The following is a 24,774-nucleotide window of genomic DNA, read 5'->3' as shown; positions in this document are numbered from 1 at the left end:
TTTCGAACGTGCTCGAAAGGGTCAGCACAGCGGGCGGAACGGCAGGTCGGGCACGTAGTGGCTCCACTGCGCCGGCGTCAGCGGCGGCCCGGACAGGGCGCAGATCCGGGTGGCGACGTCCTCGGGTTCGGTGGTCCACAGCCGGACGGTGTGGTCCTCGCCGGCGGTGGCGAGCCGGCGGCTGTCCGGGCTGAACGCCACCGAGATCACCAGGCCGGCGTGCCCGGTCAGCACGGCCAGCGCCTGCGGGCGGGCGCGGTCGGAGACGTCCCACACGCGGGCCGTCGCGTCGAACCCGGCGGTCGCGAGCAGGTGGCCGTCCGGGCTGAAGGCCGTCTGGGAGATCGCGTCGGCGGGGCCGGTCAGCTCGGCCACCTGCACCGGGTGCTCAGGGTTCCGGACGTCCAGCAGGTGCACGGTGTGGTCCTCCGACGCGGTGGCGAGCGTCGTGCCGTCCGGACTGAAGTCCACCGACGCCACGGCGTTGCTGTGGTCGGTCAGCCGGACCAGGAAGCGCGGGCTGCGGGGATCCGACACGTCCCAGATCCGGCTCGAGTAGTCGTCGCTGCCGGTCGCCAGCAGCCGGCCGTCCGGGCTGAACGCCAGGCCGTCGACGGCGTTCGTGTGCCCGGTCAGGTCCGGCAGACGGACCGGGTGCGCCGGATCGGCGACGTCCCACAGGACGACGTCGTGGGCCGTCCCGCTCAGGGCGAGCAACTTGCCGTCGGGCCGGAACCGTGCCGTGTAGACGGTCGCGGCCTCGCCGAGCGACGAGACCGCCCGCGGCCGGGCGGGATCCGAGACGTCCCAGAGGCGGGCGACCCGGTCCGCCCCGGCGACCAGCAGGAGCGGCGCCTTCGGCGCGTAGGCCAGCGCCCAGACCTTCCCCGGGCCGTCCGCGATCGTCCCGAGTTCGTGGTGGTCGGCCAGTGCGCTCAGGTGCACCACGCCGTCCTCGGCGCCGAAGGCCAGCTGCGGGCGGTGCGGGTCGAACACGGCCATCGCGGTGCCACCGCGGTTGGCGAAGGTCGGCGGCGGCAGGTGCCACAGCCAGAGGCCGCCGAGGTCGTCGCCGGTGACGAGGGTGGTGCCGTCCGGGGCGAACGCGGCGAACCGCGCGGGCGCGGGCTCGGACAGCGACGTCAGCGTGGTGGCGTCCGCGGTGTTCCACAGCCGGACCGTCTGGTCGTCGCTCGTGGTGGCGACGGTCTGGCCGTCCGGGCTGAACGCGAGCCCCTGCACGGCGTTGGTGTGCCCGGTCAGCTTCCGCAGCAGCGCCGGGTGGTGCGGATCGGTGACGGCGAACAGGTCGATCGTCCGGTCGTCGCTGCCCACCGCGGCCGTGCTGCCGTCCGGGCTGAACGCCACGCTGCGGATGGTCGCCGTGTGCGTGTCGAACGCCGGTCCGGGCGCCCCGGCGACGTCCCACAGCCGGGCGGTGAAGTCGTCGCCACCGATCAGCAGCTCCGCCGAGACCGGCGAAAACGCCAGCGCCCGGACGGCCTTGCCGGTGGGCGGCAGCGTGCCGGCCCGCACCGGTCGCGCGGGTTCGCGGACGTCCCACACGTCGACCCCGCCGTCCTCCCGCCCGGCCGCCAGCAGCGTCCCGGCGCGGTTCAGCGCCAGCGCCAGCGGCTGTTGCGGAACCGGGACGCTGCCCAGGAGCGCGGGCCGGTCCGGGTCGGCGGTCGACCACAGCCGGGTGGTGTCGGCCTCGTCGGCGGTCGCGAGCAGGCGCTGCCCGGATGCCACGGCGAGTGCGGTCACCGATGCGGCCCCGCCGCGCAGCACCGCGTGCGGAACCGGATCGCCCGAACCGGACAGCGCGAAGAACCGGGTGGTGCCGTCCAGGCCGGTGGTGACGAAGCCGGGGCCGCCGGTGAACGCGATGCCGGTGATGCTGCCGGGGTGGGGTTTGAAGCGGGTCACCGAGGTCGAACCGGACGCGCTGAGCAGGCTCCCGCGGGCTTGCGGGGTGTCGGCGACGCGGTAGGCGGCGAGGCTCAGCTGCGTCGCCAGTTCCGGGTCGGTCTGCCGCAGCTGGTTCGCCTCCGAGGCCAGCTCGCGCGACACGGCGATGTCCCGCTGGGTATCCGCGGCCCGGCTCTTGCTCACGGCGACCGTCGCGGCGACGGCCACCAGCACGCTCAGCACCGCCAGGCCGGTGACCAGTGACCGCAGCCGACGGGTCTGCCGCCGTTCGCGCCGAGCCTCCTCCTCGGCCGCCTCGCGGCTCGCGGTCAGGAAGGCGCGCTCCGCCGGGCTGAGCCGGTCGTCGTGGTCGGCGGCCCAGTCTGCGGCCAGCGCCAGCCGGGGGCCGCGGTAGAGCAGGCTGGCGTGCTGCTGTTCGGCTTCCCAGGTTTCGGTGGCTTCGCTGAGCCGGTGCTGCACGCGCAGTCCTTCGCGGTCCGCGGCGATCCACTCGCGCAGGCGTGGCCAGGCGTGCAGCAGGGCCTCGTGGGTGATGCGGACGACGTCGGCGTCCACAGTCAGCAACCGCGCGGAGGTGAGTTCCTGCAACGCCGTCCTCGCCTCGCCGGGCAGCTGGCGCAGCAGCTGCTCGCGGCGCACCGGACGGCGGGTGTCCTGCTCGTGCACGCCCACCCGGACCAGGCGGAGCAGCAGCCGCCGGGCCGCGTCCTGCTCCGCGGGATCCAGCGAGCCGAACGCTTCCTCGGCCGTGGACGTGACCGCGCCGGCGATGCCGCCGGCGCGCCGGTACCCGGCCACGGTCAGCGTCGAGCCTTCCCGTTCCTGCCAGGTCGCGAGCAACGCGTGCGACAGCAAGGGCAGGGCGCCGGCCGCGCTGTCGCCGATGTCGGCGAGCAGCACCTCGACGAGCCCGGGCTCGAGGTCGAGGCCGGCCGCGTCCGCCGGGCCGGCGATCGCCGCCGCCAGCTGCGGCTGCGTCATCGGGCCGACCGTCACCTGGTGGTGCCGCAGGGCGGCCACCAGCTCGGGGTAGGCCAGGCAGCGGTCGTAGAAGTCGGCGCGCAGGCTGAGCACGACCAGGCTCTCGCCACTTGCAGCCAGGCCGGCGAGCGACTCGATGAACTGCCGTCGCGCCGGTTCGTCCTCGCACAGGGTGAACAGCTCTTCGAACTGGTCGACGACCAGCACGCGAGGGCCGTCGCCCGGCGACGAACGGCGCCACTCGGCCATCGGCTGCGCGGTCGGCGTGATCGTCACGACCGGCCGGCCGGCCATCCCGGGCAGACCGCCCGCGGCCAGTGCCGGCTGAAGCCCGGCGCGGACCAGCGACGACTTCCCCACGCCGGACGGCCCGACGACCACGACCGGCCGCCGGCCCGCCAGCGCCGCGAGCGCGGCGTCGAGCAGGTCGGCTGTCGTTTCTTCGCGCCCGAAGAACCACTGCGCGTCGGCCGCGCTGTAGGGCTCGAGCCCGCGGTACGGGCAGATCGGCCGGTGCTCGGCGGCGACCAGCTCGACCAGCCGGCCGCCGGTCTCGAGTGCGTCGTCGAGGCGCGCCGCCAGCTCCACCGACGCGCGCTTGGCGCCGGTCTCGAGCTTGCTGAGGTAACCCTTGCTGTAGTGCGTCCGCTCGGACAGACCGGCGAGCGACGTGCCCCGCTCGGTCCTGAGCCGCCGGAGCTCGGCTCCGAACGACGGCACTGCGTCCATGCCTTTTCCCTGGTCGGACGAGGTTTCCCGACGTCGCCGACGAAGAGTCAACAGTCGCGCTCTTCTCGCCGGTCCCGTGGCCGTCCATGATCGAACGCGCCGCCGCCCAGGCTATCGGACCGCTCCTCCCGCCCACCGTCCCCCGGAAAGGGGCTCCCTGCCATGCCGTTGCGCATCCGTTTCTCCGCGGCGGACCTGACCCGGCTCACCTTCGCCACCCGGCCCGATCCGCTGTGGGAGCTCCTGCTCAGCCTGCACGCCCTGCAGACCCGCACCCCGGATCCACGCCTGGACCGCTGGCGGGCCGGCGTGACGCTCGACAGCGCGACGCGGTCGCTGCTGCGCCTGGCCCCTCCCCGTGGCTACTCCCCCGACTTCCTCACCCCGGGCGAAGCGTCGGCGGGCCTGGCCGCCGGACTCGACGAGGTGCTCCGCACGCCGGCACGGCGGATCGGGACGGAGCTGGCACTGCTCACCCACCGCCCGGCACCCCCGCAGTGGGGCGCCCGACTGGCGTCCGGTGACCGGTACGAGCTGGCCGACCTCGGGCGCGCCCTGGCCCAGTACCACCGGCGCACGCTGCGGCCGCACTGGGCCTCGATCGAGAAAGTCGTCGATGACGAGCTCACCGCCCGCACCCGCGTCCTCGCCGTCCAGGGCACCGACGTGCTGCTGAACTCGCTGCATCCCGCGCTCACCTGGCGCGACCACGCCCTGGAAGTCGGTGGCGACCACGTCACCGGCGAACTGGAGCTCGGCGGCCGCGGGCTGCGGCTCGTGCCCGCCTACTTCTGCCGGCAGGCCCCGACGCTCCTGGCCGATCCCGGACTGCCGCCGGTCCTCGTCTACCCGGCCGAAGCCCGGCCGGAGGCCACCGCGGCTTCCGAGGCCTCCGGTGACTCCGCCGCGCTGGCGAACCTGCTCGGCGCCACCCGGGCGACGGCCCTGCGCGTGCTCGCCGAGGGCTGCACGACGACCGAGTTGGGCAACCGGGTCGGCATCACCACCTCGGCGGCGAGCTACCACGCTTCCATCCTCCGGTCGTCCGGGCTGGTCACCACCGAGCGGACCGGAACGGCGGTCATCCACCGGCTGACGGTGCTCGGCGCCGATCTCCTCGGAGGTCGCGAAGCCCGCGTGTGACACCGGTCGGTGAGCGTGGGGCCCCTCCCCCCAGTACTGAGGCCCCACACTCACGCCGCCTTCTGGTCACCGGCGCCCGCCTGTCGGGCGCGGTGTCCGTCCCGGACCCTCCCCGGTCGCCCCCGAGACTGCGGGAGGAGACCATCCCGCCACAAGCTTTTCGATCGTGGTTCAACCCTCTCGACGGCGATGGGGGTGCCCTTGGGAACGTCCCATCGCCGGCGCGGCCCTACGGCCCCGCGACGTTGGCGCGGGCGGAGTAGACCACTTCTGCGGCGGGCTGCCGTACGGGATCCAAGTCTGCGGGCGTTGGCGTTGGCCGCGTTGTCGTTCTGGTCGTCGAGAACCAGTTGCGTACCGACGTTGACCAGGCCGTTCGGCTGGACGTCCTGCTGCTGGGTCGCCGAGCTGCAAGCAGGCGGACTTGGTCATCCCGCGGCCAGCCCCGATGGCCATCGCGTCCAGGCTCTTGCTGTACACCTGGGAACTTGCCGTCGTAGATGGAACACCGAGTTCTGCGTCGGGTCGTTGTTCGGCACATCGAGACAGCACCCGCCCGGGCCGGCCAGTTCCCCGACCACGCCGCGCTGGGCCGGCGCCTGCCAGCCCTGCGTCGACCCGCTGCCGGCGACGGCCGGTTCGAGGTCCGGTTCGCCAGCACGGCCTGCTGCGCCCGCTAGACGTGGCCGAACTCTCCGACGGAACCCTGCGCTACCTCCTGTGGGTCACCGCGCTCCTCAACCCGCGCCCGCCCGAAGTGCTGACCCTCAACGATCCAGCGACACATGACGTTCAGGGCCGCGACTCCCATCTCGCATGCAGATCTTCACAGGTAACATCGATACTTCCGCCTGTCATCTCGATCTCATGCGTGCAGCCTCCGTCACCGGGCAGTATCTCATCCAACTGAACATCGCCCAGCCTGGGAGTCGCCGGCCATACGCGCACATCGGAACCCAGCCGACCGACATTGACCTTTATGCTCGTTACACCATCATATCGAATAGACAAGCCCGTTAAATGCTTGAATCGATTCGGCGCGAGGGTCAGCTCTACCGTCAACTTCGCATGTTCCGCTTCTTTGAGTACGAAAGTTCCCAAGCGCAGATCCTTGACACATCGCGAACTGGTGAAATCGTAGTGATCGGGATCAGTCGCAAACTCCCGCGCGCCAGGGGGAAGCTCAAGCTGAATCCTAGGCAGCTCGTTGAGGTATGGCCCGGGATCAAGAACGTTGGCAGCAACCGGGTCTTGGGATGCGGCAACGCGTACATAGCGCATCAGCAAGCACCCGTTCCCCGCATCGGCCGCTTCCAGTTGTCACCCTTGACGCTATCGCCAGAACTAAGTTGCTGAATATTCCGCATCTTGGCGATAGCTATACCCTTCAGACGGTTGTAAACCTCATCCGGAACGGAGATATCCGCCGCATTGATGCCGTGCTTGTTGAAGAAGCCGTTGCTGCCGAAAACACCGACTTCGTTTCCCTTGAAATAGAGATGGATCTCGAACGACGCCTCATTGCCGCGAACATTGAACTGATCCATGCGCGCAGTGTAGTCGCCATAGAGGTGAAGGTTGTCACCAAGCCCACCGTTGTCGTTGTGCACCAGCACCGGCGTGGCACCGGCCAGCACGTAGTACGTGTGGACGCCCTCGATCGTCAGGTCGTAGACCAGGCGGACCTGCGTGTAGTGCCGGACGGCCGTGACCGCCGAGTGCGTTCCGTCAGCCGACTTCACGTGCTCGCCGACGACCAGCTGACCGATCGGGACGAACTGCCCCAGCTCATCCACCCACACCGGGTGCCACGACGTCGCGTCCAGCGAACCGCCGCCGGAGATCGTCAGGTGGGTCAGGTCTCCCTCGTCACCGTGGACGATGGTGGCGAGCACCTTGTGCGGCCCCGTCTCGCCGGTCGCCGGGTCGGTCGCCTCCACTACGTCGCCGACCTTCATTTGGTCGATCGGCTTCGTCGTGCCATCTGCCAGCACCACCTCTGTGCCCGCTACGAAACTGTGCAGCAAGCACGACGTGGCACCCTTGCCGACCCGGTCGGCGTCCTTATCCGCCTTGTAGGCGTCCAGGATCCCCTTCAGGATCTCGTCGCCGACCTTGACGCCCTTGAGGATCTTGCCCACCGGAGCCACGGAGGCCAGTTCGAGGAGACAACTGCCGACGCTCGCATCGGCGCCTATACAAGCGCCCGGATCGAAGATCACCGCCTTGGCGAGATCGGCGAAATCGCTGAGCGAGGGACCGCTGGGGCGCCCTGGCTCGTACTTCCCGGTGTCGTCGGGACAGCCGACGACGCCCCCGTTCTGCCCCTTGCCCTGGCAGACGTAGCACGTGGTGCTGACCAGCACGCTGTCTTCGACCGTGACCATCCTCGGCGGAGCGCACGGGCCGATGAAGCCGGCCGGGCAGTCCCCGCCGATCTCCAAGTCGATGTACGTGGTCTCGTAGGTCTCGATGACGCCTTGGTTGTTGTACCCCTTGGACTTGAAGTACGACTGGCGCTGCGTCCTCGTGTCCTTGACCTTCACCGTCGGCGGCTTCGGCGGTGTGCTCGACGCGCCGCCGCCCGTGCCACCGCCGTGGTCGTAGTCGGTACCGTCGCTGTTGCCGCCGTCCGGGCCGGTCCAGCCCTTGCCGTCGTTGCAGCCGTCGCACCACATGCCGCTCGGGTCGCTGAACGTCTTCGGGCTGTTGCCGGCGTAGGCGTAGCCGTTCACCGACTGCGGATCCGAGATGTCCAGCTGCGGGTCGACGGCCAGGAAGCGGCCGGCGGAGGCGTCGTACGGGCGAGCGCCGATCAGGGTCAGGCCGGTGGACGGATCGTCGTTGCCGCCCACGAACCCCTTCTGATCCGGCCAGTCCGTCGGCGACGAACCGCGCTGGGCACCGAACGGGAGGAACCGGCGCTGCGACACCGCGAGCGTGCCCGCGTCGATCGACAGGCTCTGGGTGTTCTGGTCGTCACCCGCGATCCAGTGCAGCCCGCTGCCGGTGCGGACCGCGACCGTGCTCTTGCCCATCGTGTAGTAGCGGGTCGGCGTCGGGGTGTTCCCGGCGAGGTCGACGTGCAGTTCCTGGCCGTCCAGGTACAGCGTCGAGCCGGTCGGGTCGCGGCGGATCAGCTGGTTGCCGTTGGCGTCGCGCAGATAGCTGGTCGTGGTCTTCTTCTTGTTGTCGGTGACCGAGGCCAGCTCGTTCTCCGCGTTCCACACCAGCGTCTGGTCCACGGTGGACCCTTGCTGGCGCGACTTCGTGTTTCCCACCTCGTCGTAGGTGTACGCGTCGTGCTGCTTGCTGCCGTCGGGCAACGTCGTGTCCACGCTGGACAGCGTGTGCGGCTGCGGGCCGCCCGCCTTCGGGTAGTTGAACGTCTTGACCGTGTTGCCCGCGCCGCCGATGCCGTAGTCGGTCTCGCTGGTGCGGTTGCCGGTCAGGTCGTAGCCGAAGCTCTGCCGGTACGGCGCCGCGCTGCCCAGGGTGGCCTTGTCCGGCGAGACGGTGCAGTCACCGTCCGACGGCGTCCAGGAGTTCGACAGCCGTCGCAGATAGTCGTAGCCGAAGCACTGGGTGTCGGCGGTTTTGCCCAGCGGGGTATCGGCGATCTTGGTGACGTTGCCCGCGTTGTCGTAGCTGTAGTTGACGTCGGCCTGCATGGGCGCCGGAACCTCGGCGTCCACGATCTGGCGGTTCAGGCGCCGCGTGGTGTCGTCGTAGTAGAGCGAAAGCCACGTGCGCTTGCCCGTGTCGCCGAGCTGGATCCGTTGCGCTTCACCGTACTTCGTGTACTGCACATCGGTGACGTAGTCGAAGGTGTCACCGTTGTAGCCGCCGTTGAGGGTGAGGGCGTGCCCCAGATCGTCGTAGGTGTACAGCAGCGGTTCCTGCGGCAGCGAACCGATCGCGGGCAGCGAGCTGCTGGCCAGGCTGGCGTCCGGGTTGTACCGCGAGTACGTCGTGTAGCTGCCGGCGAGGCCTTTCTCGACGGCCGGGATGGTCAGCGTGGAGGACAGGACCTGGCCCTGCTTCGTGTAGCCGCCGATCGTGGTCGTGTACGCGTTTCCGTTGTCGTAAAGGGTTTCCGACGCGGGCAGGCCCCTGCCGTTGGTGGCCGTGTCGAACTTCCGCTCGGCGAGCAGCGGTCCGGTGAGCGAGTCCTGGTGTTCCTCGACCTGCCGCCCGAGCGAGTCGTACTTCGACACCACGGTCACCCCGCGCGCGTCCTTGACGCTGACCGGGCGGCCGTCGTCGTCGTAGGTGGTGGTCGTCGTGCCGGTGTCCGGGTCGGTCTTGGCTGTGACCTGGCCGCGCAGGTCGTAGCCCCACATCCAGCTGTTGCCCGCGGCGTCGGTCATCGACTTCGGCTCGCCGACCTGGTTGAAGGCGTAGCTGGTCACGTCGTGATCGCCGGTCGGCGTCGGGCCGTGGTACTGCCAGAGCGCGGTCTGCCTGCCCCGCTCGTCGCTCCAGGACGTCGTCGGCGTGCCCCCGGCCGGTGGCGTCGCGTCGACGTGGTCACCGTGGTAGGTCATGCTGCTGTGCCACTTCTCGGTGCCGTAGCCCTGGGTGACGGCGGTGACCGGGCGGCCCGCGCCGTCGAACTTCGTCACGTTCGACAGCGGGATGCTGGTTTCGGTGGCCAGCACCAGGTTCGTGTCGACCGCGCCGTCGTTGTAGTACGGCGCTGTGGTTTCGTACGCGGTGCCGTGGGTGTTGTAGCGGACGTCGCTGATGAGCCGGCCGCCGCCGGGCGCCGGAGCCTGGATCTGCCGCTGCCGGTAGAGGCCGTCGAGCAGCGTGTTCAACGTCGCGTAGTTGCCGTTGGGACCGATCTTGGTGGTCGTCACGACGGTCGGCGCGTCGTTGTGCACCGCATAGCTGTACTGGACGCTGCCGCGTTGCTTGCTGCGGTCGCGATCCGGCCCCCACACCTCGACGAGCCGGCCGAGCGCGTCGTAGGCGTTCTCGCTGACGCCGTTGTTCGCGTCCACGTCCTTCACCGGGACGCCCCACGCCGGATCCAGCGTCATCTTGCGGGTGAACCCGGCCGGGTCCGTGGTGACGGTGCCGGTCACCGGGCCGCCGGTGTCCGGGACGAAGTCCGCCTTCGTCACGTTCCCGACCCCGTCGGTCGACGTCCGCGCCCGGCCGTAGGCGTCGAAGGTCGCGCTCGCCTTGGTGTAGTACTGCGGTTTCAAGTCCGCGTCGTACCCGGTGAGCGACTGCTGGCCGAGCGGGTCACCGACGGCGTTGTACGTGGTGACCGCGTCGACAACGGCGTTGTCCGGGTACTTCGGCGTCGTCGCGCAGCCGACGGAGACCACCTCGACCCGGGACGGGTAGTCGATCAGCCAGGCATCGGTGTTGCGCTGGTAGCTGGTGCGGACGCACTTTTCGTCGTCGGGGGCGGCGTAGTCGTCGACCTGGGTCGGGAGGCCCTTGTCGTCGTAGCTGGTGTCGGTGTGCGTGGTCCGCCAGCCGCTGTCGAGGGCGGTGTAGTTGACGACGTGGCCCGGCCGGACCAGGTACGCCTGGTACGCGCCGCGTACCGACGTGGGGCCCTGGACGACCGGGGTGGTGATCGACTTGGCGATCACCGGGCCGCTCTCGCCGTTGGACGTCGCGGATTCGTAGCCGAAGCCGTCGAGCCAGTCGGAGTCGTCGCGCTGGCCGCCTTCGGAGTCGGCGACCTGGACGTGCCGGGTGCCGGTGGGCGTCTTGTCGCCGTCCATGCCGCGGTAGAAGCGCTGTTCGCTCATCGTGACCGGCGCGCTCGGGTCGTCCGGTGTGCCGGTGCGGATGCGGACGCGGTCGTAGCCGCGCCATTCGTCCCAGGTCTTCTTGTTGTCCCGGACGAACTCCGAGGTGTTGTAGTGCCACGCGGCGCCGTCGAGGTACTCGTAGCTCACGACCTGGGTCGGGCTGGACGAGTACCTGTCCGTTGTGGACACCTTGGCCACGGCGTACTTCTGGAACCAGTCGGCGCGCGGCGCGTAGTCACGGGGTGCCCACGTCACCGGGAAACAGCGCTGCGAGTTCGACTCCGGCTTGGGCAGATTCGCCGCCGTGCAGTCGGCACCCGCGTACTGCACCGCGGTGACGCCGCCCGCCTCGGACACGACACCGGTGATGCGGTAGCGGTTGAGGACGGCGAGGCCGTCGACCTTGACCACGCGGTTCGGGTAGGCGGTGCCCTGGAAGGTGACCTCCGGAACCGCCACCGAGCCGCCGACCTCGCCGGTGTGCGTGACGCCCTTCAGCCACAGCGCGGCCTTCTCGCCGTCCCCGGGATCCGGGTACTGCTGGTCCAGCGTCCACGAGTCGACATCGCGGAAACCACCCCCACCGTCGGAGATCTTCGTCGTGACGGTCGTCAGCCGCTTCGTGGAGAAGAAGCTGGGCGAGTCCTGCTTCTTGGTGTCGCAGGTGTCCCCGGTGCAGGAGGATTCCCACGGCACGTCCGGCCAGTTCGCGGGCTTGGACTGCACGCAGTCGCTGCCCGGCACGCACCGGTCGGCCAGTCCGAAGTCCACCCGCGCCACGGCCGCCGCCGACGGGTCGTCCGCGCGCAGGCCGTACTCGATGTGGTCGAGCGTGCCGCCGCGGACGTAGGACACCCCGGCGGCCTTGCGGTCCAGGGCGTACTTGTTCGTCTCGGCGTTGTAGTAGTAGCGGATCTCGTTGCCGTGCCGGTCGATGACCTTGTCGAGGTTCCATCGCCAGGCCTGGTTGCAGGAAGACGTCTCGAACGTCGCGCCGTGGCAGCGGATCGCGTCACGGAAGAACACCGGCACGGTCCACGTCGAGTTGGACGACGGCTCGGAGCCGAAGAAGTACTGCGTGCCGTCGACCGTGGTGATCTTCCAGTACTCGCCGTTCCACGCGCCGTTGGCCGCGCCCCACAACCGCTCGACGCGCGACCCGTCGTCGGACTTCGGCCGCCACTTCTCCGGCGACGCCTTGTCGTCGCGGATCAGCTGCCCGCCGCCGCCGGAGTACGTGGCGGTCGCGTTGTCGCTGCGCCAGCACATGTCGGCGGTCGTCTCGGGAGTCGGGTTGTCGATGTCCAGACAGGACGCGTAGGTGCGGTCGACCGCACCCGGCCACATCGACCAGCCGTCGCCGAGCCACCCCGGCTGGTTGTTCGTCACCTCGGTCTGGCCGTCCACGGCGGACGACGTGTAGGACAGCGCCAGGTTCGGCGTGAGCCCGCCGGGCACCGGCGGCACCCGCATCGGGTAGTTCCACGAGAAGTCGCCGGTCTGCCCGGAGACCTGCCAGGTGGCGCTCGGCGAGAGCGGCGTCGCGCCGTTGTTGCCCGCACCCGCCTTGCCGGACGACGCCGGCTGGTCGCCGTGCAGGGCCGACGACCCCGCGGCGTCCGGTGGCGCGGCGACGGTGCCCGCGCCGGATACCGGCACTGAACTCGTGTTCGGCAGCGGCACACTCGGGCCGCCAGCGGCGGCTTCGGCGGGCAGCGCGACAGCCTGCGCCATGGTCACGGTCAGCACCACGGCCAGTGCCCGGGCGAGCACGCGTGTCCAGGCCCGGCGGCCGGTCACGCGGACGTGCGAGTACGACATGGGAGTCCCTCCAGGCGAGGAGCTAGTGGGCGACCGGCGGGTAGGACTTGTAGAGCGCGGTGACGCGGTCTTTGCTCAGCGCGCCGGTGTAGAGCCGGGCGTCGGCGACGCCGCCGTTCCAGTACTGCGCCGGGTTGTCGTCGACCTTCGCGCGGCCGATCTGCACGCCACCGCCGGCGTTCCACGGATTGGCGAGCGTGCCCTGGCCGATGCGGGTTCCGTTGACGTAGAGCCAGAGCGACTTCGTCGCCGCGTCGTAGACGCCGACCAAGTGCGTCCAGGTGCCCACGTCGGACGGGATCGCCGACACCGCGGCCTTGGTGACCACCGCGCCCTTGCTGTCGGACTCCGGCATGTCGAACACCCAGACCCCGTTGGCGTACTGGTCGTCGTCGATGACGTAACCGAGCCGGAACTTGCTGCCGTGCTCGCCGTCCAGGCTGACCGCGGTCAGCTGCGCAGGCGGGGTCGCCGCCTGCTTCAGGTTCACCCACGCGCTGACCGTGAAGTTCTCGTCGGTGCGCAGGTCGGTCGGCGCGGTGGAGACGACGCCGCTGGAACCGTCCAGCTGGACGGCGTTGCCGAACGGGCCCGGCCCGAACGACGCGCCGCCGCTCAACGTGCCCGGCTGCGCGCCCGCGGCATCACCGGCGGTGGTGCCGCTCTTCTCGGTCAGCGGCCAGTCGTGCACCAGGTTGAGGTCGCGGCCGGACAGCGCGGCGATCTCGTCGGCGAACAGCACGCGGTTGTAGACGTTGACGCCGTCGATCGCGCCGGGGAAGAAGTCGGCCGGCGCGCCGTTCCACTTGCCGCGCCCGATCACGAAGTTCGAAGCGGCCCATTCGAGGTGAGTCAGCCCCGTGCTGCCCGCGGCGACGCCGTTGACGTACAACGAGGCCTGATACGTCGCGGAGTCGACGACGCCGACCAGGTGCACCCAGGTGTTCGCGGTCGCCGTCGGGCCGACGATCTGGTCGGCGTCGCTGCCGGTGGCGTCCGTGCCGGTCACCGAAAACGCCCAGTGGCCGTCACTGGTCAGCCGCAGCATGAACGCGCTGTTCGTGGCGCCGTCGGCGGAGAGGACTTCGCGGTAGCTGCCGCCGATCTTGGTCGCGTTCGCCCACGCCGAAACGGTGTAGCTGCCGGTGGTGTCGACCGCGTGCGGCGTGGTGATCGAACCGGTGCTGCCGTCGAGCACCGCGGCCTTGGCGTTGTGCACGGTGTCGTGCCCGCCGCCCCAGGTGACCCCGCCCGAGACCGTCCCGTCGAGTGCGGGGACGTGACCGGAAGCGTCCTTCACGTCACCGTTCAGCGCCCAGGATCCCGCCTTGACGTTGTCCTGCTGGAGCAGGCTCTGCACCTGGCTGCCGGACACGCTGTACGGGAACACACGGACCTCGGCCACGCTGCCGGGGAAGAACGCCGCGGGCGCGCCGTTCGCCTGCCCCCGACCGATCACCAACGAGCCCGCGGTCCCCGGAGTGCCGTCCTCGGTGCGGACGTTGTAGCCGATCCGGCCGTCGACCCAGATGTTGGCGAACGCACCCTGGTCCGTGACGTCCAGATCGCCGACCACGTGCGTCCACACCCCGGCCTGAGCCGGATAGTGCGCGCAGGCGCACCGCGGCTGTACCGCGTTCGCCTTCGCGGCCGAGCCCGAACCCGGTGTCCGCAGCAGCATGGACCATTCGCCGTCGTGGACGCCCAGCGCGAAACCGCTGCCGGCGCCGTCCTGCGACACCGCCACCGCGTCGGTTCCCTCGGCGGGCACCTGATCCAGCTTGACCCACGCGGAGACGCTGAACGAACTGTCGGTGCGGACCGCGGGGGCGCCGGTGTCGATCGCCCCGCTGGTCCCGTCGAAGTGCGCGGAACCCTTGATCGGGCCATCCGGGACGAAGGCGGCGCCGGCGTTCAACGTGCCCGCGGGGCCGCCCGAAATCTCGTTGCGCGCGGTCTTCCCGCTGCCGTCACCGAGCTTCCAGTAGCCACTCATGACGTTGTCGCGCCCGACCTGCTCGGCGATCTCGTCGGCGCTCAGCACCCGGTCGTAGAGGCGGACCTGGTCGACCAGTCCCTTGAACGGGCTCGCGCAGGCATTGTTGTCCCAGTACGTACAGCCGATCTGGATGGGCGCGTTCGGCTCGGCCTGCTGCGTCCAGTCCATGGCGGAGTCGTACTCTCCGTTGACGTACAAGGAAATCTCGTGCGTGTCGGCGTTGTACACCCCGTCGAGATGAGTCCAGGCACCAGGCAGCGCGGTCGCCTTCGAGGTCAGCCAGCCGCCGGCGACCGGGCTGCCGCTCTGCATGCCGAACTGCCAGTGCCCGCCGTTTTCGGGCCGGTACATCAGCGACATCTCGGCCAGGCCGGGCGTCACCTCGGACAGGATGGTCCGCACGGCGTCCTTCCCGGTGGGGTCGACCTTGGCCCACGCGGAGACCGTGAACCCGGCCTGGGTGTTGAAGATCGACGGAGCGGTCAGGTGCCCGCCGTCACCGGCGAGGGAGGCCGCGGAGCCGACCGCGCCGGCGGTGTAGGTGACGTTTCCCGAAGGCGTCGCGTCGCGGCTGCCGAGGTAGGCGGTGTCCTTGCCGGTGCCCTCGAAGTCGTACTGGGCGAGCGGACCGGAGCCGGCGCGGACGTAGAAGTGGTAGGTCTTGGTCGGGCTGGGCCGGCCGCCGCGCGTCACCCCCTGCACGAACAGGTCGTGCGGGCCGTCGCCGGGCGGGGTGAGGCTGATCGTGGCGTTGCCGCCGAAGCTGGTCGCGTCGATCGAATTCGTCGGCGGGTTCTGCCAGCCGTAGAGGTAGTGGTCGATGGGCTGGGTCAGGCAGTGCCCGGGGCAGAGCGTGAGCGCCGGCGAGAAGGTGAACGTCCCTGGCGTGTTCACGCCGCCGTGCCAGGCGTTGTCCGCCGGGTAGACCGGGCTGTCCACCTGGGGCGGGCTGCCCAGCGTCGTGTGGTCGACGATGAACGGCGCGCCGCCGGACCAGTTCGTACCGGGGCAGCCGTTCGCTTTGCCGTCACAGCCGCGCAAGGTCCACTCGACCTTCGTCCCGGTGAGCAGCGCAGAGGTGTCCAATGTGGTGCTGTGCCAGGAATCCGAGGGCAGGTAGTCGCCGGTGTCGCGGTGGTCGTCGGACCGCGTGGTGGCGCCGGGAGCGGTCTCGTAGATGTCCCAGACCGGGCGTACCGGGTCGCCGTCGGCGTCGTGGATCTGGCCCTGCAGCCGGATGGAGTTGTCGGCGAGGTAGGGGATTCCGTCGCACCAGCGGCACGGCGCGGGCAACGTCGGGTCGGTGGCGGTCGCCGACGGCGAGTCCGGCGGGAAGTTCCAGGTGATGTAGAGCGTGGGGTTCGTGATGAACTTGCGCCAGTCCAGCGCCTTGCCCTCGTTGCTCGCCTGGAGCCAGTAGCTCGACGCGCCGTTCGGGTTGACCGCCGGCGCGTTGCCGAGGTTGAACCCGACCGCCTTGTGCCCCTGGCAGCCGTAGTTCCAGTTCTCCTTCTCCACGCTGTTCACGGTGTCGAGGAGCGACCCGTTTCCCGGGCCCGACCAGTTGTTCCAGCTGGCGTCCGGATTGACGTCGTGGTTGGTCACCCACAGCTGGTCGGACCCCGGGGTGTTCGAGTCGCAGTTCGGGCTGTACACCACCGCGGTGTTGAACGCACCGGTCAGCAGCGGCTTTCCGGCCAAGCTGCTGGTGTCGAACTTGAAGAACGACCGGGTGGTGACCGTCGGCGAGTCCCAGTTCGAGTAGCCGACCCGCGCCACCAGGGCGCCGCCCAGCCCGTTGGAGTACTCCGGGTCGGTGTTCGCGCCGTTCCAGTGGGTGCTGCTGGGAATGCTGCCCGGCCCGTTGAAGATCGTCGTCCAGCCGAGGTTGTTGTTCGTGGTCCAGTTCGGCGACATGACCAGCGGGTACTGCGCGTTCTGGTCCGCAAGGAGCTTCTGGTCCGTGCTCGTGGTGACGGCGTTGCCATCCACAGTGGACTTGCTGGCCGCGGCCTTGCGCGTCGGCTTGCCCGCCGGGGCGTCGCCGGGCAGGGGCGCGGAGTCCTGGAGCTGCGTCACCGGCGAGCTGAACACGGCCTTGCCCCCGGCGTCGACGGCGTCCACCGACCCGTCGTCCTTCGCCTTCAGGCTCAGCCCGGTGGTCTTGACGCGGTGCTGGATCCGCGCGAGCGCCGGGTTGGCGGCGGCCTCGCGGGTCTTCACGACGAGGCTCTCGGCGAAGTCGTCGGCCTGGGCCCGCAGCTTGAGATCGACACCGGGCAGGATCTCGGGATAGGTGACCGTGTCCCCGGCGACCACCGGCTTGGGCAAGGCGGAGGGCCAGCTCAGCTCGAGCCGTTTTCCGTCCTTTGCCAGCGTGACAAGCGGCCCGCCGCCACCGCCGGAGAACGTCATCGCGTTGACGGTGACGTTCGGCGCGAGGCTGCCGTCCGGGCGTGTCGTGAGCTTCGTGTCGACCGGCACCCAGTTCGCGCCCCTCCGGACCTGGAAGTCGCCCGTGTGGAAGACCGAGCCCATGACACCGGTGGGTTCGGCGAACACCTGCGCACTCGTCGTCTCCAGACCGGTGACCTCGACCCGGTGGTGGAACTGCCGCGCCACCGTGGTCGCCGTGACCGCGTCCGCCGCGGTCGTCACATCACGCGGCTGTGCCGCCGGCGCCGCGGCGAGCGCGGTGCCCGGCACGATCACCGCCGCCCCCATCAGCCCGACCAGCACACCAAACCGCAGCAGGCGCCCAGCACCCATGAGTTGGATCCTCCCCCAGCAGGACCGGTACGACGACCGGTTCGACCGCGCGACACGAGCGCACGTGGGCCGATCATCGGATCGCCGCGAGGAGCCGCGCAAGCCTTTCGATTCTGCTGGAAGGCCTTGATTCCCCCATCCACCCGAGAGGCAATTCGGACGCCACTGGTGTCCGTTACATCACTTTTATTGCTTTATTCGGATATCTGCCGATCCGTGACCAATGACGGCACTCCTGACGGCGCGACCGCGCTTTACTCCGGCCAGCACGTGTCGAGCGTGCGGACTCCGGCGGGTTGAGAAGGTCTGCCGGGTTCGGCAAGATCCCACATAAGCGCCGGGCTTCGCGCTGCCCGTCCGCGTGGCCACCGCTGTGTCGCTGAGCGGAACCGGCACGGCGGCGACCGCGCTGGCGGGTGCAAGGACGCCGGAAAAGCGCCGACGTCCAGATTCTGAAGCCCGCGGTCAAGGCCCCCGCCTGCGGCGAACCAGGAACTCCGGACGACTGCTCGGGTGGGCGGCGAAACCGACTTGGACGTGGCGATGTTCCACGCCCTCGCGCCCAAGGCGAAGATGCTCGTGGTGGCCACCCCAACGTCGGAAACCCAGGGCATGGACGGCCGCTTCGCGCACGGAAGACTTGTTGTCATGAAAAGGACTCCCGTCGACTCTGGCGCCTCACGAACCCTTGCCTCGGGTCTGGAACCTCACCACCCGTCGAAAGCGCTCCGCCCCAGTCGTGGCCCACCAAGACCACGTTGTCCAACGACAGGGCGTCGAACCACTCCTCCAAATAGCGCACGTGGTCGGCGAACGTGTAGTCGATCGGCGGCCTCGGTGAAGCTCCCATGCCGATCAAGTCCGGGGCCAGTCCGCGTCCCGGCACCGCGGGAATCACGTTGCGCCACAGATGGGACGACGTCGGGTTGCCGTGCAGGAACACCACCGGCGCGCCCGTTCCGGTGTCTACATAGGACAGTTTGCTCACTTGAACGCCGCCGCGTTGCGGGCGGCCCACTCCGCGAACGGACGCGGCGGGCGGCCCAGTACCCGTGCCACGTCCGGGCTCACCCGCTGCTCCGCCGGCGACGGCGTCCCCAGGATGTCCAGCGTTGCCTCCGCCACCTCGGGGGGCATGAAACCCGTCATCGCCGAAAACGCTTCCGCCCGCGTCTGCGAGATGAACCGCACCGGCTCCCCCAGCGCCTCGCCGATCGCCGCCGCTTGGTCGCGCGGCGTCACCGGCGCGGGTCCCGTCAGTTCGTACGTCCGACCCGCGTGTGAGGCGTCCACGAGCGCCGCCGCTGCCACCGCGGCGATGTCCGATGGGTCGATCACCGGCAATCCGACGTCGCCGAACGGGGCCGCCAAAACGCGGGACGAACGCACGCTTTCCGCCCACTGGAACGCATTCGACGCGAACCCGCCCGGACGCAGGATCGTCCACTCCGGACCCGACACCCGTACCGCGTCCTCGAAGACCGCCGGGTGGCGGCCCGTTCCGACGCCCTGCGACGACAGCAACACCACCCGGGCCCCGGCGGCCTCGTCCAGCACCGGCTCCAACGGCCCCTGGAAACCCGGTGGCAGCAGCAGGAACACCGCCGACGCGCCGGAGAACACCGGACGCAGCGACGCCGCGTCCGTCAAGTCGGCCGAGATCGGCCCGCTGCGGGACACCGCCCGCACCTCTTCACCCGCCGCCGTCAGCGCCTCCACCAACGGCCGTCCGATATTGCCTGTAGCTCCCGTAACAACGATCATGCCGACGACGCTACATTCCGACGTATAGTAGGTACCTAGAGGAAAGTAACGGCGGGAGGCCCCGAACGTGACCGGAACCACACCCGAGCTGGCCTGTCCGATCGCCCCCGTGGTCGACATCGTCTTCAGCCGGTGGACCACGCCGATCCTGTGGACGCTCAACGAATACGGTCGCCAGCGGTTCGTCGAACTCGAACGCCGCATCGCCACCATCACGCCGAAGGTGCTCACCCAGCGGCTGCGGCAGCTCGAACGCGACGGCCTGGTCGTGCGCACCTACTACGCGGAGGTGCCGCCACGGGTGGAGTACGAGATCAGCGAGCTGGGCCGCAGCCTGGGGCCTCTGTTCGCCAGCCTTGCCGAGTGGTCGCCCAACCTCGACGAAGTGGAAAAGGCCCGCGCGGCCTACGACTCCCGCGGCTCGGCCAGGTAAGCGCCGGCCGCGGGCACCCCGGCGGCGAACGGGCTCCGGGCGAAGCCGGCGGTACACCCGCTTCGCCCGGAACTCCGCGACCTCCCCGCGCTAGGGCGAAACGTCCAAGTAGTCCAGGTTCGCCGGGCCGTCCGCGGTCGTCGCCGTGAGGCGGACCGTGTGCGGGCCCGCACCCAAAGCCGCCGTCTGCGAAACCGTGCTCCACGTCGTCCACGCGCCCGTCGGCGGGAACTGCACTCCCGTCGACGCCACCGTGCCGTCGATCGTGAGGTCCACCGGGCGCGCCGCCGCCGTGCCGTTCGCGTAGCCGAACGTCAGCGTCGATGCCGGGCCCGTCACCTGCCACTCGACGTAGCTACCCGCCGCGTTGGCGCCGTTCGCGAAGCCGGTTCCCGAGAAGCCCGCGTGGTTCGAGTCGACCGTGCCGCCCGCCGACAGCGAAGCCGACTCGGCCTCGTAGCGCGTCGAACCACCGGCGCGGGACACGCGGTAGAGCACCGTCGCGTGCGAGGGCACCGACGCGCTGATCGACCCCGAAGTCGTGCGGACCGCCTTGCTCCACAGGTCCTTCAGCGTGTACGACGACGCGCTGCCGATCCCGGTCGCCGACGCGGAAGTGCTGATCGTCGCCGTCGCCGCCGTTTCGTTGGACAGCGCCACCGCGCGGTCGCCGTTCGCCAGCACCTTGCTGTAGACGACCAGGCCGCCGTTCGAGCTCAGCACGGTCGCCTGCTTGCCCAGCGGGTCCTGGTCCAGCGCGATCACGTCGGTGTTCTTCAGGATCGAGAAGCTGTCGTCGGACACCTTGCGCAGGTCGCTGCCGATGAGCAGCGGCGCGGCCATCATCGCCCAGAGGCTGAAGTGCGTGCGGTACTCGGCCGCGGTCATGCCGCCGTTGCCGACCTCCAGCATGTCCGGGTCGTTCCAGTGCCCGGGGCCGGCGTACTGCGCGAGCCCGCGATTCGTCTGAGCTTTGCCGATCATGCTCGACCACTTGTCGGAGATGTCACCGGTGGTGCGCCAGAGGTTGCCGACCGGCGCCGCCCAGGTCCACGGCTTGTTCTGGCCCCACTCGCAGATCGAGTACGCGATCGGGCGGCCGGACTTCGCGAGCGCGTCGCGCATCGCCTTGTACCGCTGCTGCGCGTCGACACCCTGGTTGTTGCAGTTGTCGTACTTCAGGTAGTCGACGCCCCAGGACGCGAAGAGGTTCGCGTCCTGCTGCTCGTGGCCGAGCCCGCCGGGGAAGCCCGCCTTGTTGCACGTGTGCGTGCCGGCGCTCGTGTAGATGCCGAACTTCAGCCCCTTGCCGTGGACGTAGTCGGCGAGCGCCTTGATGCCGTGCGGGAAGCGCGCCGGATCCGGGACGAGGTCGCCCTTCGCGTCGCGGTCCGGCAGCGCCCAGCAGTCGTCGATGTTGACGTAGGTGTAGCCGGCGTCCTTGAGCCCCTTGCTCACGAAGATGTCGGCGATGCCCCGGATCATCGCCTCGTTGAAGTCGGCCTTGCACTGCGTCGAGTTCCAGTTGTTGAACCCCATCGGCGGGGTGCGCAGGAGCCCGTTTTCCAAGGCGGAAGCCGGGGTTTGACTCAGCACGGTGCCGCTGGCCGCGAGCGCGAACGCGGTCGCCGCGACCGCCGTGCGCCGAAGGAAGGACATGCTTGCTCCCTGGTGGAGACATCGGAGGTCTACACCAGTTAGTAAAGAGTCCTACCTAACCGGAGGTCAAGAGATCATGTATCAGATATGAAAATTGGTTGCCGCTGGCCGGGACGCTACTCCGTCACCTGCCGGGCCGTCGCCATCGCGCGCTCGGTCTCCCAGAACGCGCGCATCGACGTGATCAGGCCGTCCTCGCCGACGCGGTAGACGAACACCCCGTCGGTGTCGACGCGGTAGCCGCCCGGCAGATACGTCGTGATCGTGCCGACGTTGGCGCACTCGTCCCCCGCCGCGTGGGAGTCGCGGATCGTGAACTCGAAGCGCTCGACGTTGCCGATCGTCTTGTCCCAGAACGCGCTGATCCCGTCACGGCCGTGGTGCCCCTTGCCCTCCTCGTCGAAGAACGACGGCCCGACCGGGTCTTCGACGACGCCGTCCGGGGCGAACAGGTCCAGCCAGGCCTCCTTGTCCCCCGCCGCCACCGCGGTCATCGACGCGAACGCCGCGCGCCGCGCCGGCGGCTGTTCCGCCGCCGTGTCCCAGCTGACCTGCACGCCCATGCCCGTCACTCCTCGAACTTCGCGATGATTTCGGTGCCGAACTTGCGGATGGACTCGAGCTTCGGCTCGATCGGGGCGTCGAACCCGACGCCGTCGAACACCCACGGCATGGTGATGATGTCGGTGACGCCCACCTCCGCCTGCTCGCGGTAGCCGTCGAGGCCGAACTTGTCGATGCAGACGGCCTGGTACTCGAACGGGTCGCCGGCGCGGCCGCGCTCGGCCAGCAGCTCCTTCAGCCGGGCGATGGTGTCGCGCAGCTCTTCGAGCTTCATCATCGCCGAGGACCAGCCGTCGGCGACCCGGGCGGCGCGCTTCAGCGCGACCTCGGTGTGGCCGCCGATGTAGAACGGCACCCGCGTCGGCGGCGCCGGGCTCATCTGGATCTTGTCGAAGTCGTAGAACTCGCCGTGGTACTCGACCATCCCGCCGTCGAGGATCAGCCGGAGGACGTCGATGGCCTCGTCGACGCGCTTGCCGCGCCGCTCGAACGGGACGCCGCAGTACTCGAACTCCTGCGGCAGCCAGCCGACGCCGAGCCCGAGGCCGAACCGGCCGCCGGTGAGCACCGACGCCGAGCCGACCTGACGCGCCAGCAGCACCGGGTTGCGCGAGCCGAGCTTGAGCACGGACGTGTAGAAGTGGATCCGGCTGGTGACCGCGCCCATCGCGGCGGTCGCGACGAGCGGGTCCACCCAGGGGGTCTCCGCGGTCCAGAACCGGCTGCCGTCGGGGGTGTACGGGTAGTCCGTGTCCACCGTTTCGGCGTAGAAGAGCGAGTCCGGCAGGGCGATGGAGGCGAAGCCGGCCTCTTCGGCGGCCCGGGCGAGCTCGCCCAGCTGATCGAGGGGGTTCATCGCGATCGACAGGGTGAACTTCATGGTGTCGAACTATAACGTGTTCTAGTTTCCTCGGCCAGCTCTGACGGTGTGCCGGGTCACTCGCCGGGAACCCTCCGCGTAACGTCCGCGTTGTCCGAATCAAAGGTGACTTCCGGTCACCGAGCCCCGAACTTCTGGGAGTGGTCCATGGGCACCGCGATCTTCCTGATCGTGCTCGTCGTCGTGATCGTCGGTGGCGGCCTCTATTTCTCGCGGCAGCGCGCCGCGGCCCGGCAGCGGGAGCTCGACGACGCCAAGGCCGACGCCCGGCGCCTGGTCGAGCGGCTCGGCGGCCAGGTCCTCAACCTCAACGGCAACGACACCGCGTCGATGCAGGCGATGGCCGACGCGAGCGAGCGCTACAACGCCGCCGGCTCGCAGCTGGAGCAGGCCCGCACGATCGAGCAGGCCCGGCTGGTCAAGGACACCGCCGTCGAAGGCCTCTACTACGTCCGCGCGGCTCGGGTCGCGATGGGCATGGACCCCGGCCCGCAGCTGCCGGAGGAGGCCGAGCGCGAGCGCGCCGGCAAGGTCACCGAACGGCGGGACGTCGACGTCGAGGGCCAGCACTACTCGGCCTCGCCCGAGGCCGGGCAGGACACGCCGTACTACTACCCCGGCGGCCGCGTGGCCGGGCGGCCGGTGCCGCAGGGCTGGTACAGCGAGCCGTGGTGGAAGCCCGCGCTCGTCGCCGGCGCCTGGGGCCTCGGGTCGATGTTCCTGTTCAGCGCGATGTTCTCCGGCATGAGCGGCATCGCCGGCGCGTCGGCCTGGGAGTCGGGCTACGACGCGGGCCAGCAGGACGCGCTCGAGTCCGGCGACATGGGCGGTGGCGACGACTTCGGCGGCGGTGACGGCGGAGGCGACTTCGGCGGCGGCGACGCGGGCGGCGGCGACTGGGGCGGCGGCGGTTTCGACGGCGGCGGCTTCGACGGTGGGGGCTTCGACGGCGGCGGCTTCGACTTCTGACCCCTCGTGAGTGGGAACAGGGTTCTGCCCCTGTTTCCCACTCACGAGCGTTTCAGGCCGGCTGGCAGGTGGGGCACCAGTAGAGGTTGCGGCCCACCAGCTCCGAGTTCGCCACCGGCGTCCCGCACACCAGGCACGGCTCGCCCGCGCGCCGGTAGACGTAGACCTCGCCGCCGTGGCGGTCCACCCGCGCCGCGCGGCCCATCGCCTCCGGCAGGTGCTCGGGCCGGACCGTGTCGATGCGGCCGACGCGGACGCCGTCGCGCATCAGGACCACCAGGTCGGCCCACATGTCGTCCCACAGCGCGCGGTCGAGCGCGCGGCCCGGCGTCAGCGGCGCGACGCCGTGGCGGAACAGCACCTCGGCGCGGTACACGTTGCCGACGCCGGCCAGCACCGCCTGGTCCATCAGCAGCGCCGCGATCGACGTCTTCGAGCGCGAGATGCGCGCCCACGCCTGCTCCGGTTTCGCGTCGCGGCGCAGCGGGTCGGGCCCGAGACGCGCCTTGATCGCGTCGGCCTGGTCCGGGGAAAGCAGCTCGCAGCGCGTCGGGCCGCGCAGGTCCGTCCAGTGCGTCCGGCCGGCCAGCCGCAGCCGGACCTGCCCCACCGGCTCCGGCGCGGGCAGCGGGGACTCGCCGAACGTGCCGTACAGGCCCAGGTGGATGTGCACGATCCCGGCCGGGCCGTAGTCGTGGAAGAGGTGCTTGCCGTACGCCTCGGCGCCGGCGAACACCCGGCCGTCCAAACGGGACGCTTCGGCGGCGAACCGGCCCTGCGGGCTGCTCACCGCGACCGGCGCGCCGGCGTACCGGCGCTTGTGCAACCGCGCGAGCCGGTGGAGCGTGTGCCCCTCGGGCATCAGGCCTCCGGCAGCGCCGGCGGCTTCCCGGTGCGCTCGTAGTCGAGCAGCTGCTGGACGCGGCGGGCGTGCCGCTCCTCCGGCGAGACCTCGGTCGCCAGGAACGCCTCGACGATCTCGGTGGCCTGCTCGACGGTGTGCATCCGGGCGCCGACGCCGATCAGCTGGGCGTGGTTGTGCTCCCGGCACAGCTGGGCCGTCTCGACGCTCCACGCGAGGCCGCACCGCGCGCCGGGGACCTTGTTCGCGGCGATCTGCTCCCCGTTGCCCGAACCGCCCACCACGATGCCGCGGCTGCCCTCGTCGGCCACGACGCGCAGCGCCGTCTCGACGCAGTAGGCCGGGTAGTCGTCGGCCGCGTCGTAGACCCGCGGGCCGATGTCGGTGACCTCGTGGCCCTGCTTCTCCAGGTGAGCCACCAGGTGGTTCTTCAGCTCGAAACCGGCATGGTCGGATCCCAAGTAGACACGCACGGCTGGAGTCTGCCATCAG

Annotated in this window: 14 protein-coding genes; 3 read left to right on the top strand and 11 right to left on the bottom strand. The window is 70.1% G+C overall.

Annotated features, from left to right (window positions below):
• Positions 1–21: 21 nt before the first annotated feature.
• On the bottom strand, positions 22–3,642 hold the full coding sequence (locus ACZ7OH_RS36650; protein ID WP_470285056.1) for an nSTAND1 domain-containing NTPase: 3,621 nt from the start codon (positions 3,640–3,642) through the stop codon (positions 22–24).
• A gap of 162 nt (positions 3,643–3,804) precedes the next feature.
• Between ACZ7OH_RS36650 and ACZ7OH_RS36645 the strand changes: the two genes are divergently transcribed.
• Positions 3,805–4,785: an ArsR/SmtB family transcription factor gene (locus ACZ7OH_RS36645; protein WP_470285055.1), complete on the top strand. Its 981-nt coding sequence runs from the start codon at positions 3,805–3,807 to the stop codon at positions 4,783–4,785.
• Positions 4,786–5,577: 792 nt separating this feature from the next.
• On the opposite strand, the gene ACZ7OH_RS36640 is transcribed toward ACZ7OH_RS36645, so the two are convergent.
• The 5 genes from ACZ7OH_RS36640 to ACZ7OH_RS36620 all read right to left on the bottom strand — a co-directional run bounded on the left by ACZ7OH_RS36640 (position 5,578) and on the right by ACZ7OH_RS36620 (position 18,915).
• Entirely contained in the window at positions 5,578–6,066 is a 489-nt protein-coding gene (locus ACZ7OH_RS36640) for a hypothetical protein (RefSeq protein WP_470285054.1), read from the bottom strand.
• Positions 6,066–12,383 (bottom strand): polymorphic toxin-type HINT domain-containing protein, encoded by a 6,318-nt coding sequence (locus tag ACZ7OH_RS36635; protein ID WP_470285053.1) that lies wholly within the window; start codon positions 12,381–12,383, stop codon positions 6,066–6,068. Before ACZ7OH_RS36635 ends, ACZ7OH_RS36640 begins: the two co-directional genes overlap by 1 nt.
• 22 nt (positions 12,384–12,405) lie before the next feature.
• Positions 12,406–17,151 (bottom strand): LamG domain-containing protein, encoded by a 4,746-nt coding sequence (locus tag ACZ7OH_RS36630; protein ID WP_470285052.1) that lies wholly within the window; start codon positions 17,149–17,151, stop codon positions 12,406–12,408.
• Between the two features lie 646 nt (positions 17,152–17,797).
• The gene (locus ACZ7OH_RS36625; protein ID WP_470285051.1) at positions 17,798–18,139 is read right to left on the bottom strand and encodes an alpha/beta fold hydrolase; all 342 of its coding nucleotides are present in this window, start codon (positions 18,137–18,139) and stop codon (positions 17,798–17,800) included.
• Positions 18,136–18,915: an NAD(P)H-binding protein gene (locus ACZ7OH_RS36620; RefSeq protein ID WP_470285050.1), complete on the bottom strand. Its 780-nt coding sequence runs from the start codon at positions 18,913–18,915 to the stop codon at positions 18,136–18,138. Before ACZ7OH_RS36620 ends, ACZ7OH_RS36625 begins: the two co-directional genes overlap by 4 nt.
• Positions 18,916–18,982: 67 nt before the next feature.
• Here ACZ7OH_RS36620 and ACZ7OH_RS36615 point away from each other — a divergent pair, with 67 nt between their 5' ends.
• Complete coding sequence (locus tag ACZ7OH_RS36615) at positions 18,983–19,348, top strand: winged helix-turn-helix transcriptional regulator (protein WP_470285049.1); 366 nt, start codon at positions 18,983–18,985, stop codon at positions 19,346–19,348.
• A 90-nt stretch (positions 19,349–19,438) separates the two neighbouring features.
• Here ACZ7OH_RS36615 and ACZ7OH_RS36610 read toward each other — a convergent pair whose 3' ends face one another.
• The 3 genes from ACZ7OH_RS36610 to ACZ7OH_RS36600 all read right to left on the bottom strand — a co-directional run bounded on the left by ACZ7OH_RS36610 (position 19,439) and on the right by ACZ7OH_RS36600 (position 22,451).
• Entirely contained in the window at positions 19,439–21,007 is a 1,569-nt protein-coding gene (locus tag ACZ7OH_RS36610; RefSeq protein WP_470285048.1) for a carbohydrate-binding protein, read from the bottom strand.
• A 116-nt stretch (positions 21,008–21,123) separates the two neighbouring features.
• Positions 21,124–21,570 carry a nuclear transport factor 2 family protein gene (locus tag ACZ7OH_RS36605; protein WP_400904250.1) on the bottom strand — a complete coding sequence of 149 codons (447 nt, stop codon included), beginning with the start codon at positions 21,568–21,570 and terminating at the stop codon, positions 21,124–21,126.
• A 5-nt stretch (positions 21,571–21,575) separates the two neighbouring features.
• Positions 21,576–22,451: an LLM class F420-dependent oxidoreductase gene (locus ACZ7OH_RS36600; protein ID WP_470285047.1), complete on the bottom strand. Its 876-nt coding sequence runs from the start codon at positions 22,449–22,451 to the stop codon at positions 21,576–21,578.
• A gap of 147 nt (positions 22,452–22,598) precedes the next feature.
• On the opposite strand from ACZ7OH_RS36600, the gene ACZ7OH_RS36595 reads away from it, so the two are divergent.
• Positions 22,599–23,420, top strand: coding sequence for a hypothetical protein (locus ACZ7OH_RS36595; RefSeq protein ID WP_470285046.1), 822 nt, complete (start codon positions 22,599–22,601; stop codon positions 23,418–23,420).
• A gap of 52 nt (positions 23,421–23,472) precedes the next feature.
• Here ACZ7OH_RS36595 and ACZ7OH_RS36590 read toward each other — a convergent pair whose 3' ends face one another.
• Together ACZ7OH_RS36590 and ACZ7OH_RS36585 are read right to left on the bottom strand one after the other, a co-directional pair.
• Complete coding sequence (locus tag ACZ7OH_RS36590) at positions 23,473–24,282, bottom strand: Fpg/Nei family DNA glycosylase (protein ID WP_400904246.1); 810 nt, start codon at positions 24,280–24,282, stop codon at positions 23,473–23,475.
• Positions 24,282–24,755 carry a ribose-5-phosphate isomerase gene (locus ACZ7OH_RS36585; protein WP_470285045.1) on the bottom strand — a complete coding sequence of 158 codons (474 nt, stop codon included), beginning with the start codon at positions 24,753–24,755 and terminating at the stop codon, positions 24,282–24,284. The genes ACZ7OH_RS36590 and ACZ7OH_RS36585 overlap by 1 nt, the downstream gene beginning before the upstream one ends.
• Between the last annotated feature and the right edge of the window lie 19 nt (positions 24,756–24,774).

The organism is Amycolatopsis sp. NPDC114478, assembly GCF_055633805.1.
This window is presented reverse-complemented; position numbering and strand designations above follow the sequence as displayed.